The 14231-nt window shown below is 75.8% G+C and carries 14 protein-coding genes and 1 tRNA gene; 9 read left to right on the top strand and 6 right to left on the bottom strand.

What is annotated here, in order from left to right:
* Positions 1-9: 9 nt before the first annotated feature.
* The 3 genes from lysA to ABZK10_RS11540 all read right to left on the bottom strand — a co-directional run bounded on the left by lysA (position 10) and on the right by ABZK10_RS11540 (position 4137).
* On the bottom strand, positions 10-1401 hold the full coding sequence (lysA, locus tag ABZK10_RS11550) for a diaminopimelate decarboxylase (protein ID WP_353809347.1): 1392 nt from the start codon (positions 1399-1401) through the stop codon (positions 10-12).
* Between the two features lie 182 nt (positions 1402-1583).
* Positions 1584-2462, bottom strand: a complete 879-nt coding sequence (locus tag ABZK10_RS11545) for an LmeA family phospholipid-binding protein (protein ID WP_353809346.1) — start codon at positions 2460-2462, stop codon at positions 1584-1586.
* A gap of 1 nt (position 2463) precedes the next feature.
* Positions 2464-4137 (bottom strand): arginine--tRNA ligase, encoded by a 1674-nt coding sequence (locus tag ABZK10_RS11540; RefSeq protein WP_353809345.1) that lies wholly within the window; start codon positions 4135-4137, stop codon positions 2464-2466.
* A 37-nt stretch (positions 4138-4174) separates the two neighbouring features.
* Here ABZK10_RS11540 and ABZK10_RS11535 point away from each other — a divergent pair, with 37 nt between their 5' ends.
* The 9 genes from ABZK10_RS11535 (at position 4175) to ABZK10_RS11495 (ending at position 11094) form a co-directional block, all read left to right on the top strand.
* Positions 4175-4816, top strand: coding sequence for an iron ABC transporter ATP-binding protein (locus ABZK10_RS11535; protein WP_353809344.1), 642 nt, complete (start codon positions 4175-4177; stop codon positions 4814-4816).
* Between the two features lie 67 nt (positions 4817-4883).
* Positions 4884-4959: transfer RNA gene (locus ABZK10_RS11530), tRNA-Arg, on the top strand.
* Positions 4960-4994: 35 nt separating this feature from the next.
* The gene (locus tag ABZK10_RS11525; RefSeq protein WP_353809343.1) at positions 4995-5627 is read left to right on the top strand and encodes a protein-L-isoaspartate(D-aspartate) O-methyltransferase; all 633 of its coding nucleotides are present in this window, start codon (positions 4995-4997) and stop codon (positions 5625-5627) included.
* A gap of 88 nt (positions 5628-5715) precedes the next feature.
* Entirely contained in the window at positions 5716-6312 is a 597-nt protein-coding gene (locus tag ABZK10_RS11520) for an RNA polymerase sigma factor (protein ID WP_353809342.1), read from the top strand.
* Positions 6309-7022: an FxLYD domain-containing protein gene (locus ABZK10_RS11515; protein ID WP_353809341.1), complete on the top strand. Its 714-nt coding sequence runs from the start codon at positions 6309-6311 to the stop codon at positions 7020-7022. Before ABZK10_RS11520 ends, ABZK10_RS11515 begins: the two co-directional genes overlap by 4 nt.
* 62 nt (positions 7023-7084) lie before the next feature.
* Positions 7085-8251, top strand: coding sequence for an ROK family transcriptional regulator (locus tag ABZK10_RS11510; protein ID WP_353809340.1), 1167 nt, complete (start codon positions 7085-7087; stop codon positions 8249-8251).
* Positions 8252-8382: 131 nt separating this feature from the next.
* Positions 8383-9216, top strand: coding sequence for an arginase family protein (locus ABZK10_RS11505; protein ID WP_353809339.1), 834 nt, complete (start codon positions 8383-8385; stop codon positions 9214-9216).
* A gap of 37 nt (positions 9217-9253) precedes the next feature.
* Positions 9254-10699 (top strand): dihydrolipoyl dehydrogenase family protein, encoded by a 1446-nt coding sequence (locus ABZK10_RS11500; protein WP_353809338.1) that lies wholly within the window; start codon positions 9254-9256, stop codon positions 10697-10699.
* Positions 10696-11094: a Fe-S oxidoreductase gene (locus ABZK10_RS11495; RefSeq protein ID WP_353809337.1), complete on the top strand. Its 399-nt coding sequence runs from the start codon at positions 10696-10698 to the stop codon at positions 11092-11094. Before ABZK10_RS11500 ends, ABZK10_RS11495 begins: the two co-directional genes overlap by 4 nt.
* Before the next feature lie 80 nt (positions 11095-11174).
* On the opposite strand, the gene ABZK10_RS11490 is transcribed toward ABZK10_RS11495, so the two are convergent.
* The 3 genes from ABZK10_RS11490 to ABZK10_RS11480 all read right to left on the bottom strand — a co-directional run bounded on the left by ABZK10_RS11490 (position 11175) and on the right by ABZK10_RS11480 (position 14231).
* Positions 11175-12206 carry an iron-siderophore ABC transporter substrate-binding protein gene (locus ABZK10_RS11490; RefSeq protein WP_353809336.1) on the bottom strand — a complete coding sequence of 344 codons (1032 nt, stop codon included), beginning with the start codon at positions 12204-12206 and terminating at the stop codon, positions 11175-11177.
* 94 nt (positions 12207-12300) lie between these two features.
* Complete coding sequence (locus ABZK10_RS11485; RefSeq protein WP_353809335.1) at positions 12301-13176, bottom strand: ABC transporter ATP-binding protein; 876 nt, start codon at positions 13174-13176, stop codon at positions 12301-12303.
* A complete protein-coding gene (locus tag ABZK10_RS11480; protein ID WP_353809334.1) occupies positions 13173-14231 on the bottom strand; it encodes a FecCD family ABC transporter permease in 1059 nt (352 codons plus the stop codon). Before ABZK10_RS11480 ends, ABZK10_RS11485 begins: the two co-directional genes overlap by 4 nt.

Raw genomic sequence — 14231 nt, 5'->3', positions numbered from 1 at the left:
TCATCCGTGTCAGCGGCCTTCCGTGATTCCGGCATCGCGCGCGAGGAGGTCCGCCTCCGTCTCGCCGCGCACGATCACCCGTGCCTCGCCGGCGACCACGGCGACGACGGCCGGGCGGGCGAGCAGGTTGTAGTTGCTGGAGAGCGCCCAGCAGTAGGCGCCGGTCGCGGCGACGGCGACGAGGTCGCCGGGGTGCACGTCGCCGGGCAGGTAGTCGGCATCCACGAGGATGTCGCCCGACTCGCAGTGCTTGCCGGCCAGCCGCACCAGGGCGGGCTCGGCGGCGGATGCCCGCGAGGCGAGGCGCACCGTGTAGTCGGCGCCGTAGAGCGCGGGCCTGGCGTTGTCGCTCATGCCGCCGTCGACGGCGACGTAGCGGCGGACGCCCCCGGCGACCGGCACGTCCTTGATGGCGCCGACCTCGTACAGCGTGATGCCGGGCGGGCCGACGATCGAGCGGCCCGGCTCGAATGCGAGCACGGGCACCGGGATGCCGAGGGCCGCGCAGCGCTCGGCGACGGCCGCCACGATGCCCCGGGCGAGCTCGCCGACCGGGGTCGGGTCGTCGGCGCTCGTGTACGCGATGCCAAAGCCGCCGCCGAGGTTCAGCTCGGGCACGTCGCCGCCCGCGCGCAGCTCGGCGTGCACGGCGAGGAGGCGCTCGGCCGACTCGGCGAACCCGCCGGCGTCGAAGATCTGGGAGCCGATGTGGCAGTGCAGGCCGAGGAACGCGAGCGCGGAGCGGTCGCGGACGCGTGCGACGACCTCGGGCGCGGCGGCCAGCGGCACGCCGAACTTCTGGTCGTCGTGCGCGGTCGCGAGGAACTCGTGGGTGTGCGCGTGCACGCCGCTGTTCACCCGGAGGCGCACGGCCTGCACGACGCCCGCGCGCTCGGCGGCGTCGGCGACGCGGTCGACCTCGGCGAGCGAGTCGAGCACGATCGAGCCGACGCCCGCGGCGACCGCGCGCGCGATCTCGGCGTCGGACTTGTTGTTGCCGTGGAAGCCGATCGCGGCAGCGGGCACGCCGGCGGCGAGGGCGACGGCGAGCTCTCCCCCGCTCGCGACGTCGACGCGCAGGCCCGCCTCGACGACCCAGCGTGCGACCTCGGCCGAGAGGAACGCCTTGCCGGCGTAGTAGACGTGCGCGTCGGCACCGGCGGCGCGGGCCTCGGTCGCGAACGCGTCGCGTGCAGCCGCGGCGCGGGCGCGTACGTCCGCCTCGTCGAGCACGTAGAGCGGGGTGCCGAAGCGGGCCGCGAGCTCGGTGGCGGCAACGCCCCCGACCTCCAGCACGCCGTCGTCGTCGCGTCGCGCCGACGCGGGCCACACCCGCGCGTCGAGCGCGTTCGCGTCCGCCGGGACGCGCAACCACGCCGGGGCGATGACGTCGGTGGCCACGATGGGAACCTCACGAGGTGGGGACGGTGGGGATCGCTGCGCGGCGAGCGAACCCGGATTGGTTCCTGAAGCCGTCCTTGCAGGGTGCGCCGGCGGGAGCCGGGCAGGCGTCACCATGCTAGCGGGGCCCACATTCCGCGGCCAATCCGATGACGCCCGCCGTCATGCGGGCCCGCGGACCGTCAGCCGCAGGAGCCCGTGCGCTCCAGCAGGGTCTCGTCGAGCACGAGGTCGTCGGCCTCGAGCACGACCGTCACGACGCCGCCCTCCCAGGCCAGGTCGGACACCTCCGCCCCCTCGGGCAGGAACTGCGCGACGCAGACCGGGATCGGGTCGATGCGCAGCAGGTCCTCCGCGATGCCGCCCAGCTCGAACTCCGCCGACCCGCCGACGATGCGCACCGACTCCGGCGTGATGCGCACCGTGTCGCCGTCGGCCTCGATGGTCGCGTCCGCCCGGTACTCGATCGGGAAGCCCAGGATCTCGATCGTGCCGGTGTACGCCACCCGGCCGTCCTCGAAGCGCAGTCCGTCGCCCACGCCGGGGATCGGGATGAGCTCGGAGACGGCGGCCTCGCTGAGCGCGATCGTCGCCTCGGCGTGGTCGGTGGGCTGCGCGCGGTCGCGCGGCGTGCCCTCCAGCACGACGTCCACGTCGAGCACGGCGCCGTTCACGTCGAGCTCAGGCGCGCTGATCGCGACCCGCTCGAAGCGTCCGAGCCAGAGCTGGAGCAGCATGCTCGCCCCGCCGATGGTCACGTCGACGTCGCCGGAGACGCCCTCCGGCAGCTCCTGCTCGATCTGCGCCGCGACCTGCCACTCGCTCGCGCCGCGCAGCCACACGTCGGTCACCACGACGGCGACCGCGAGGACGAGCACGGATGCCGCGACGATCGCCCCGATGACGAGCCCGCGCCGCGGACGGCGCGCGGGGGCGGCATCCGCCTGCTCCATCGGCGGGATCGGCAGCGTGTCCGAGGCATCCGCCCGCGACCCCAGCTCGTCGTCGCCGTAGGGGCGGGTGTCCCCCGGCCCGGTGCCGTCCTGCCGATCGTCGGTCATGTCACATCCGTTCGGGTGCGGTGACGCCGAGCAGCGTCAGGCCGTTGCGGAGCACGGTGCCGGTCGCGTCGTTCAGCCAGAGGCGCGTGCGCTGCAGGTCGCCGACCGGTTCGTCGCCGAGGGGCAGCACGCGGCAGGTGTCGTACCAGCGGTGGAACAGGCCCGCGAGCTCCTCGATGTAGCGCGCGATGCGGTGGGGCTCGCGCAGCTCGGCGGCCTGGGCCACGACGCGCGGGAACTCCTGCAGTGCGCCGAGCAGCGCCGACTCCGACTCGTGCTCGAGCAGCTCGGGCACGAAGCTCGAGCGGTCGACGCCGACGGACGCCGCGTTGCGGGCCACGGCCGCGGTGCGGGCATGGGCGTACTGCACGTAGAAGACCGGGTTGTCGTTGGTGCGGCGCTGGAGCTGCTCGGGGTCGATCGACAGCGGCGAGTCGGCCGGGGAACGGCCGAGCGCGTACCGGAGCGCGTCGGTGCCGAGCCACGCCTGCAGGTCGTCGAGCTCGATGATGTTGCCCGCGCGCTTCGAGAGCCGGGCGCCGTTCACGCTCACGAGCTGCCCGATGAGCACCTCGATGTCGCGGTCGGGATCGTCGCCCGCCGCGCCCGCGAGCGCCTTCAGCCGGTGCACGTAGCCGTGGTGGTCTGCGCCGAGCAGGTAGATCTTGTGCTCGAACCCGCGATCGCCCTTGTCGAGGTAGTACGCGGCGTCGGCGGCGAAGTACGTGTAGACGCCGTTGGCGCGACGGATGACGCGGTCCTTGTCGTCGCCGAAGTCGGTCGTGCGCACCCAGACTGCGCCGTCCTCGTCGAACACGTGCCCCTGTTCGCGCAGGCGGTCGACGGCGAGGTCGATGGCGCTGCGGCCGTCGGCGCCCGGCGCGTGCAGCGTGCGCTCCGAGAACCACACGTCGAAGTGCACGTTGAAGCGCTCGAGCGAATCGCGGATCTCGTCGAGCTGGATGCGGTACGCGGTCTCGCGGGCGACGACGATCCGCTCCTCGGCGGGGAGGGCGAGCAGGTCGGGATGCTCCGCGAGCACCCGCCGGCCGAGCTCGTCCACGTACGCGCCGCGGTAGCCGTTCTCCGGGGCGGCTTCGCCCGAGATCGCCGCCAGCACCGATGCGGCGAACGTGTCCATCTGGTTGCCCGCGTCGTTGATGTAGAACTCGGTGGCGACCTCGGCGCCCGCGGCGCGCAGCACCCGGCCGAGCGAGTCGCCGAGCGCGGCCCAACGCGTGTGGCCGAGGTGCACGGGGCCGGTCGGGTTCGCCGAGACGAACTCGAGGTTCACGACCCGGCCCGCGAGGCGGTCGCCGGAGCCGTAGGCGTCGCCCGCTTCCACGATCGTGCGGGCGAGTGCGCCCGCGGCGGCGGCGTCGAGCCGCACGTTGATGAAGCCCGGTCCGGCGATCTCGACGCTCGCGACGCCGGGCACCTCGGCGAGGCCCGCGGCGAGCTCGTCGGCGATCTGCCGCGGCGGCATGCCGAGCGGCTTCGCGAGCCGCAACGCGATGCTCGACGCCCAGTCGCCGTGCTCGCGGAGCTTCGGCCGCTCGATCACGACATCGGCCGGCGAGAGCTCCAGGGAGACCTCCGCGCCCTGCTCGCGTCGGCGCTCGACGAGGCCCGTCGCGAGGGCGTGCAGGGAGGTCTGGAGATCTGCGGGAGTCACCCCGGAATCCTACCCTCGCCGTTGGTACAGTCGCTCCATGCCCGCGCGCCCGAACCCGTTCGCTCGCCCCCTGTCACGCCTCGTCCTGCTCCCCGTCGCCGCCGCGTCGCTCGTGGTCGGCCTCGCCGGCTGCGCCCCCGAGGACACGGATGCCGCGCCGAGCGCCACGCCCGAGGCGAGCGCCGCCCCGACCACGCCGGCCGCCGAGCCGGAGGCGTCGGAGACGCCGACCCCCACGCCCACGCCCACCGGCGAGCCCGTGTCGGCCACCTGCGAACAGGTGCTCTCCCTCGACCAGCTCTACGCGTTCAACCCGAACTGGGGCACGGACCCGGGCTACGCGCCGACGGGCGAGCCGGCCGTGTTCGCGACCTCCATCGGCGGCGTGGCCTGCGGGCTGCTCAACCAGTCGAGCGGGGAGACGATCGAGCTCTCGGTGGCCCGACCGGTGGACGCCACGATGGAGGACCGGCTGAACGCCGCCGTGCTCTCCGGCCAGGCCGTGCCGACCTACGGCACGCCCCCCGAGGTCGAGGGCTACTACGGACTCGTCGCCGGCACCGGCACCGCCCAGGTGTTCGCCGGCGGCTACTGGATCACCGCGTCCTCGACGGTGTTCTTCGAGCCCGGCGACCCGCAGCCGCTGGTGGAGTCGATGCTCGCGAACCTCGTCGGCTGAGCGGCCCGGGCGGTCGCCGCGGAGCGGTCCGGGCGGCCCGCCCGGTGGTGGTAGTCTCTTCCGGTGCGCCTCCGTAGCTCAGGGGATAGAGCGCCGGTTTCCGGTACCGTAGGTCGGGGGTTCGAATCCCTCCGGGGGCACCAGTGGCGTGAGAGATCGCAGCGCGGATCGCGAGGACATGATCGCGTGGCAGCTCGAGCCGCGCGGCATCCGTGATCGTGCGGTCCTCGCCGCCATGCGCGCCGTGCCGCGGGAGGCGTTCCTCCCCGATCGGCTGCGCGAGTCGGCCTACGCCGACCACCCGCTGCCCATCGGCGACGGGCAGACCATCTCGCAGCCGTACGTCGTGGCGCTGACCGCGCAGGCGGCCCGCATCCGTCCGGGCCACCGGGTGCTCGAGGTCGGCACGGGCTCGGGGTACGCCGCGGCCGTGCTCGGCCGGCTCGCCGACGAGGTCTGGACCGTGGAGCGCGTGCCGGAGCTCGCGGCGGGAGCGGCGGAGGCCCTCGCAGCCACCGGGGCGGGCAACGTGCACGTCGTCACCGGCGACGGCACCCGCGGGCTCGCCGAGCACGCCCCGTACGACGCGATCGTCGCCGCGGCGGCCGGCCCCGACGTGCCCCCGCCGTGGCTCGAGCAGCTCGCGGCGGGCGGGCGCATCGTCATGCCGCTCGCGCGCGGGCGGAGCGGGCAGCAGCTGGTGCGCCTCACTCGGCGCGGCCTCGGCGATCCCGACATCGAGGTGCTCGAGTCGGTGCGATTCGTGCCGCTCGTCGGCGAGCACGGATGGCACGACCGCGGCGCGACCTGAGCCGTGGGCAACGTTCCGGACGCCTCGTTCGTCTCGTACAGTGACGGGCATCGCGTGTCGGACGCGGGCCGGACGGCGGAGGTGAGCCATGGCGGGCGGTTGGCAGGACGCCGTCGCGGACCTCGTCGCGCGCCGCGGCCCCGCGCTGACGCGCTTCGCCGTGCTCGTCTGCGGTGACGAGGAGGACGCGGCCGACATCGTGCAGGAGGCGCTCGCGCGCGCGTGGGCGCGCCCCGGTCGCTCGGTCGACCCGGAGCGCGCCGAGGCGTACGTGCGGCGCACCATCGCCAACGCCGTGATCGACCAGCAGCGGCGCGGAGGGCGCTGGCGCCGCATCCGCCACCTGGTCGTCCAGCCCGACCTGCGCGAGGACGACGCGGATGCCGCGGACCGCCGCATCGACCTGCTGCGACGCCTGGGCGACCTGCCGCCCCGCCAGCGCGCCTGCCTCGTGCTGCGCTACTACGAGGACCGCACGGTCGCCGAGGTCGCCGACGTGCTGGGCATCCGCCCCGGGTCGGTCAAGCGGTATCTGTCGGACGGGCTCGACGCCCTGTTCGCCGCGCTCGAGCCGGCGGCCGCGGCGGCGGGCGTGCGTCGCGCGGACCTGCGGGGTGCGACGGATGCGACGGGGTCGCGCGCGCACGGCGACGACGTGGGCGCCGTCAGGAGGGCGGGGGCATGAGCATCGGCGACGACGGCGGCCGCGAGCAGCGGCTGCGCGAGGCGCTGCGGCACGGCGCCGAGGGAGCGGGGGCGGACCGCGTCGACCCCGACCGGGTCGCGGCGCGTGGCGCCGGCATCCGCCGCGCCCGGCGGAGCGCGGTCGCCCTGGGCGTGGCCGGGGTGCTCGCGATCGCGGGCCTCGGCGGCGTGGTCTGGTCGACCCTGCCCGGGACCGGGTCGGCGACGCTCGCCGACCGGGCCACCGCGGACGGGGCCCGGGAGGAGTCCGCGGACCTGGCGACGGGGTCGGGCGCCGCGGGATCGGCGGCCGCCGGACCGGACGCGGCGTGCAGCGCCCGCGGCCTCCCGGCCGCGGTCGGGGTGGCCCTGGAGGCGGCGGTCGACGAGGCCGCGGTCGGCGGTGCCGTGACGGGCGAGGTGGTGGTGCGCAACGAGACCGGCGCGACGCTCTCGACGACCGCGGAGCTCCGGGTCGAACTCCTCGACGCCCAGGGGGCGGTGGTCGCCGCGGGCATCGCGGAGACGTACCCGCTCTCCCTGGACGCGGGTGCGAGTCGCTCGCTGCCGCTCGTCGCGTCCCCCGTGCCGTGCGGCGACACCGGGGCCGACGCGGCGACGCGGGTGCGCGCCGTGGCGGTGCTCGCGCCCGGGGACGGCGACGCAGCGGTCCGCGTCGAGAGCGTCGCCGAGCCCCTCCCCGACAGGTGAGCGCTCCGGCGATATGCTCGCACCTGCATGCGCCGTCGGGCGCGCGGTGGGGAGAACGACGGATGACGGACGCGAGCGCCAAGGGCACGCCCGCCTGGCTCGGCGCCGTCAACGACCGCGCGGGCCTGTCGGTCCTGCTCGAGCACGGGCCGCTCACCCGCCAGCGGATCTGCGAGCTCGTCGGCGTCTCCAAGCCCACCGCCTCCCTGATCATGCAGCGCCTCATCGCCGGCGGCTTCATCGAGGAGCAGGGGCGGGTGTCGCGCTCGGCCGGCCCCAGCGCGGTCGTCTACGCGGCCCGGCTCGACCGGCGGCTCGGCGTCGCGGTCGACCTCGACGCCGCCGAGCTGCGGGCGCGGGTCGTGGACGCGGCCGGCACCGAGCATCCCGTGGCGCGCCGCAGCCTCCCCGCCGGTGCCGGCGCGCGCGACGCCGTCGGCGAGCTGCGGGACGCCATCGACGCCGCCTGCGCCGCCGCGGGAGCGGACGCGGCCCGCGTGCGCACCGTGTGCCTCGGCATCCCCGGCTACGTCGATCCGGGCAGGAACGGCGAGCTCTTCAGCGAGACCCTGCCCGGATGGCCCACGACCGGGCTGCAACGCACGCTCGAGGCGGCGCTCGAACGCGAGGTGCTCGTCGAGAACGACGTCGACCTCGCCGCGCTCGCCGAGCGGACGCTGGGCAGCGTGCGCGAGGCGTTCGCCCTGCTGTGGCTCGGGAACGGCGTCGGCGCCGCCTTCGACGCGGCGGGCGGCATCCACCGCGGCAGCTTCGGCGGCGCCGGCGAGATCGGCTTCCTGCCGGTGCCCGCGGTCGCCGCCGCGCTCGATCCCGACGCGCGCATCCTGCAGGACCTCGTCGGCGCGGGCGCCGTCGTACGGCTCGCCCGCGCGCACGGGATCGACGCGTCGCGCGCCGCGCTCGACGACGCCCCCGGCGCCGCCGCCCTGCTCGCGGAGCTGGCGGACCGGGTCGCGCTGGCGGCGCTCCCGGTGCTCGCGGTGCTCGACCCGGCGGTGCTCGTGCTCGGCGGCCCGACCGCGGCGCTCGGCGGCGCGGCGCTCGCGGCGGCGGTCCGCGAGCGCATCCGCGCGGTCAGCAGGTGGGATCCGGAGGTCCGGGCGGCCGCCGTGGTGCGGGAGCCCGTGCTCGCGGGGGCGTCCGTGCTCGCGCAGCGGCGCGTGCGCGCGGCACTGCTCGACGAGGTCGCCGCCGTCGGCGCCGCGTGAACCGGCGGACGGTGGACGCTGCCCGCGGGGCGTGCCTAGACTCGGCACAGACGAGTCCGGGGAGGGTGGCGACGATGTCGCGAATGCGATCGGGACCGGTGCCCGCACCGGTGCGGACGCGGTAGGCCCGCGTGGCGGCGACCTTCCTCGTGGTGCCCCTCTGGCAGGGCTCCGACAGCGCACGCGCGCTCCAGCTCGTCGACGGCGCCGAGGCCATCCGCGGCGACCTGCCCGCCTCGGCCACGCGCAGCGTCGAGGTGCCGACGGGCGCCGGAGACGCCCTCGGCAGCGGCGTGAAGCGGCTCACCTCCGTGCTGCACGTGCGCGAGCGCGTCGAGGACGCCCTCGGCGAGATCGACGGCGCCGCGATCGTCGTCGGCGGCGACTGCGGCGCGAGCGTCGGCGCCGTCGCGCACGCGGCCCGCCGCCACGGCACGGCCCTCGGGGTGCTCTGGCTGGACGCGCACGCCGACCTGCACACGCCCGACTCGTCGCCCTCGGGAGCGTTCGGCGGCATGGCGCTGCGCGCCGCACTCGGCGAGGGCGCCGACGGGCTCGCGCTCGCGCCGGAGGTCGCCGTGGCGGCCGACCGCGTGGTGCTCGGCGGTGCGCGCGACCTCGACGACGCGGAGGTCGTGGCGCTCCGGGAGTCCGGCGTCACCTCGATCGGCGTCGCGGGGCTGGCCCGCCCCGACGACGTGATCGACGCCCTCGCCCGCGGCGGCGTGGAACGGCTCTACGTGCACGTCGACCTGGACGTGCTCGATCCCGCGGCGTTCGACGGCGTCGCCGACGCGGTGCCGTTCGGCGCCTCGCCGGCCGACGTTGCGGCGCTGCTGCGGGCGGTCCTCGCGAGGTTCCCGCTCGCCGGCGCGTCGATCGCGGGCTTCGCCCCGTCGAGCGTCGAGGCCGCGGGCGACGACCTGCCGACCATCCTGCGCCTGATCGGGGCGCTCACCGCCTGACCCGCCGCGCCCTCGCGCCGGCCGACCGGAGGAGCCGATGCAGCCCACCACCTACGACGTCGTCGTGATCGGCGCCGGCGCCGTCGGCGAGAACGTGCTCGACCGCGCGATCGCCGGCGGGCTCACCGCCGCGGTCGTCGAGCACGAGCTCGTCGGCGGCGAGTGCTCGTACTGGGCGTGCGAGCCGTCGAAGACCCTGCTCCGATCCGGTGCGGCACTGCGGGCGGCGCAGCGCGTGCCGGGCGCCGCCGAGGCCGTCACGGGCGGCCTCGACGCCGCGGCGGTGCTCGCGCGGCGGAACGCCCGCGTGGGCGACTGGGACGACACCGGTCAGGTGCGCTGGGTCCACGGCATCGGCGCGGACCTCGTGCGGGGGCACGGCCGGCTCGACGGACCGCGTCGCGTGCGCGTCGCCGAACCCGACGGCGGCCAGCGCGTGCTCGAGGCCCGGCACGCCGTCGTCGTCGCCACGGGGTCGACCCCGGAGTTCCCGCCGATCAGGGGCCTCGACCGGGCGCGCCCGTGGACGAGCCGCGAGGCGACCAGCGCGCAGTCGGTGCCGGGCAGCCTCGCGATCCTCGGCGGCGGCGTCGTGGGCTGCGAGATGGCCACCGCCTGGGCGTCGCTCGGGTCGCAGGTCACCCTGCTGACGCGCAGCGGGCTGCTGTCGAAGTTCGAGCCGTTCGCCGCCGAGGCCGTGGCCGACGGGCTGCGCGCGCTCGGGGTGGACGTGCGCACCGGCTGCACCCCCGACGCCATCGCGCGGGACGACGACGACCGGGTCGTGCTCACCCTGCCCGACGGGGCCGAGGTGACGGCCGACGAGCTGCTCGTGGCCACCGGCCGCCGCGCACGCACCACCGACGTCGGCCTCGAGACCGTCGGCCTCGCGCCCGGCGAGTGGATCGCCGTCGACGACACCCTGCGCGCCACCGCCGACGGGCTCGACTGGCTGTACGCGGTGGGCGACGTGACCGGTCGCGCGCTGTTCACCCACCAGGGCAAGTACCAGGCGCGCGCCGCGGGCGACGTGATCGCCTCGCGCGCCGCGGGCGGCACGCCCGACACCGAGCCCTGGGGCGCCCACGTCGCGACGGCCGACCACTCGGCGGTGCCGACGGTCGCGTTCACCGAACCCGAGGTCGCGACGGTCGGCCTCACGGCCGCGGAGGCGGCGAGCCGGGGCGTCCGCGCCCGCGTCGTCGACTACCGGCTGGGGTGGGTGGCCGGTGCGACCGCCCACGCCGACGGCTACTCCGGTCACGCGAACCTCGTCGTCGACGAGGACCGTCGCGTCGTCGTCGGCGCCACGTTCGTCGGGCAGGACGTCGCCGAGCTCGTGCACGCCGCCACCGTCGCGATCGTCGGCGAGGTGCCGATCGACCGGCTCTGGCACGCCGTACCCGCGTTCCCGACGATGAGCGAGATCTGGCTGCGCCTGCTCGAGGCGTACGGTCGCCCGGGGTTCGAGGGCGCCGCGTGATCCGCCGACTGCTGCTCGACTCCCCCGTGAGCCGCGCCGGGTTCTGGTACGCCCACCTCGTCGGCCTGGCCTGGGGCTTCCTCTGGAGCACGGGCCGCATCGAGAAGGAGGGCGGCCTCGTGGTCTTCCGCGGCATGCCGAAGTGGACCTTCGGGCGCGGCGGGTCGTGCGTCGGCGCGTGCTACCTCACGTACGAGAACGTCTCCGAGCCCGTGCTGCGCCACGAGCGCGTGCACGTCGCGCAGTGGCGCCGGTACGGCATGCTCTTCCCGTTCCTCTACCTGCTGTCGGGGCGTGATCCGCTGCGCAACCGGTTCGAGATCGAGGCCGGGCTGGAGGACGGCGGCTACGTGAAGCGCCGCAGGCGCCGCTCTCCCGGACGCGCGACGGCCTGACCGGCCCCGCACGGACGACGACGGCCGGGCGGCGCCTGCGGGAGGCATCCGCCCGGCCGTGTGCACCGGGGCGTGGGGCGTCAGTCGAGCGCGGCCTGCAGCGCCTCGACCAGCTCGGGCATGCCGCCCGACCAGGTCACGCTGAGCGCGGTCGGCGGCGAGACCGACGAGACCTTCACCGGGTCGAAGACCTGCGCCACGCGGCCCGCGGCGACGGCCGGGATGGCCTGCAGCTCGGACTTCTCCAGGAACGCCGCAGCCTCCTCCTCGGTGCTGTGGTAGCTGACGATCACGTCGGCGTCGAGCTTGTCGAGCTCCTCGTAGCTCAGCTCGTAGTAGAAGCCGCCGTCTGAGGTGTCGAGCTCGGACACGCTCGGCGCGATCTCGAAGCCGATGTCGGTGAGCACGTCGACGCGCGCGTCGGCGGCGGTGTAGACGTACACGAAGCCGTCGCCGTCCCAGACGTTCGCGACGGTGGTGCCGGCGAAGTCGGGGTGCTCGGCGGCCGCAGTGGCGAAGTAGTCGGCGATGTCGGCGAGCACCGCGTCGCCGTCGGCCGGGCGGCCGAGCGCCTCGGCGACGATGCGGATCTCGTCGTCCCACGGGGTGGTCCACGGCGCGTCGGGGTAGGCGACGGTCGGGGCGATCTCCGAGAGCAGGTCGTACTGCTCCTGGGTGAGGCCCGAGTACGGGGCGAGGATGAGGTCGGGCGCCGCGTCGACGAACTCCTCGTAGGGCACGGTCGCGCCGCCCTCGGAGTCGTCGAGGATCGCGGGGTGCTCGATGCCCGCCTCGTCGTAGGCCTCCTCGACCCAGGGCAGCAGCGCGTCCTCGCCGACGGTCCAGGGCTGCTCGGCGACGGCCACCGGGAACACGCCGAGGGCGATCGCGGCCTCGGTGGAGCCCCAGCCCCAGGTGGCGACGCGCTCGGGCGCCTCGGTGATCTCGGTCGTGCCCAGCGCGTGCTCGAGGGTCACGGGGAACTCGCCGGTGGCCGCCTCGGCGGCGCCGTCCTCCGCGTCGGTGCCGATGCCGGTGTCGGCGGCGCAGGCGGTGAGGGCGAGGGCGGTGGCGGCGATGGCCGCGAGCGCGAGGGAACGTCGAAGACGCACGGGTGCTCCTTGCAGGATCGAAGGGAATGTAAGGCTAGGCTAACCTAACCAGCGAGCGGATGCCACCCGGCGCCGCCGTCCGCGATGCACGACGTCATCCCGCGACATCCGCACCGGCATCGCCGGCCGCTGGGTGGAAGCGCCCCATCGGCACCACCATCGGCGTGCCCGCGACCGGGTCCGGGATCACGCGCGCCTCCAGTCCGAACGCCTCGCGCACGGTGCGCGCGGTGAGCACCTCCTCGGGCGCCCCCTCGGCCATCACGCGGCCGGACGCCATCACCACGAGGTGGTCCGCGTACCGTGCGGCGAGGTTGAGGTCGTGCAGCACCATCACCACGGTCGTCCCACGGTCGCGGTTCAGCTCCGTGAGCAGGTCGAGCAGCTCGACCTGGTGCGCGAGGTCGAGGAACGTGGTCGGCTCGTCCAGCAGCACCACGTCGGTCTCCTGGGCGAGGACCATCGCGATCCAGGCGCGCTGCCGCTGCCCGCCCGACAGCTCCTCGACCGGACGGTCGGCGAGGTCGGCCATGCCGGTCGCGTCGAGCGCTCGGGCCACCGCGGCCGCGTCATCGCTCGTGTGCCGCCCGAACCAGCCCTGGTGGGGGTGGCGTCCGCGCGCGACGAGGTCGGCGACGCGCACGCCCTCCGGTGCGACCGAGGTCTGCGGCAGCACGCCGACGAGGCGGGCCAGGTCGCGCCGCGACATCCGCCGCACGTCTCGCCCGCTCAGGCGCACCGTGCCCGCGTCGAGCGGATGCAGCCGCGCGAGGCCGCGCAGCAGGGTCGACTTCCCGCACGCGTTCGGGCCGACGACCGCGGTGACGACCCCCGCCGGCAGCGACAGGTCGAGCTCCTCGATGACCCGTCGCCCGTCGTAGCCGAGGCTGACGCCGTCGGCGACGAGCGCCGGCACGGGCGTCGCCCGCGGGGCGCCGGTCGGTGCGGGCGGGACGGTCGCTGCGGTCATGCGCGGGTCCTCCTTCCGGTGGCGAGCAGCCACAACAGGTACGGCGCCCCGACGATGCCGGTGACGATCCCGACGGGAGCGCTGCCGCCGGGCAGCGCGTACTGGCCGATCACGTCGGCGGCGAGCGTCAGGGCCGCCCCGCACAGGGCGGCGACGACGAGCGCGGCCGATCCGTCGCGGAGCAGGCTGCGTGCGATGGCGGGCGCCACGAGTGCCACGAAGGCGATGGGGCCGGCCACCGAGGTGGCGACGGCCACGAGGCCGACCGCGACCAGGAGCAGCAGCACCCGCGCCCGGTCGGATGCGACGCCGAGCGCGCGGGCGTGGTCGTCGCCGAGCGCGAGCACCTCCACCGAGCGCCCGGGCAGCACGGCGAGCAGCGCGAGCAGGCCCACGCCGATCGCGAGGGTCGTGAGCGCGTCGCCGCGCACGTCGGCGAGGCTGCCGACGGTCCAGACGAGCGCCGACTGCGCGTCGCGCACGTCGGCGCGCGCGAGCAGCCACGCGAGCGCCGACCCGCAGAGGTAGGCCATGCCCACGCCGACGAGCACGAACCGGATGCCGTGCAGCCCCTGGCGCCAGGCCAGCAGCCAGATCGCGACCGCCACCGCGAGCGCGCCGCCGAACGCGAACGGCGCGACCGCGGCGCCCGTGATGCCCAGGCCGAGGATGGCCCACACCGCGCCGAGGCTCGCGCCGCTCGCGATGCCCAGGATGTCGGGGCTCGCGAGGGGGTTGCGCAGCACGGACTGGAAGATCGCGCCCGCCAGCGCGAACGCGGATCCCGCGATGAGCGCGGCGAGGATGCGCGGCAGCCGCAGGCGGTGCACGACGAACTCGTCGGCGGGCTCTCCCACGCCGACCAGCGCGCGCAGCACCCGCAGCGGGTCGAGGTCGGCCGCGCCGAGCAGCAGCGCGACCAGCGCGGCGACGACGATCACGCCCACGGCACCGGCGATGACGAGGCCGCGGCGGCGCACGCGACGGGCCCGCACGGCGACGACCGCCGCGGCGGTACCGGTGACGGGCGGCGGGAGGGGGCGAGCGGATGCCAC

The sequence above is a fragment of the Agromyces sp. SYSU T00194 genome (assembly GCF_040496035.1).
GTDB lineage: Bacteria > Actinomycetota > Actinomycetes > Actinomycetales > Microbacteriaceae > Agromyces > Agromyces chitinivorans.
Note: the sequence above shows the minus strand (reverse complement) of the source record. Positions and strands in the feature narration are given on the sequence as shown.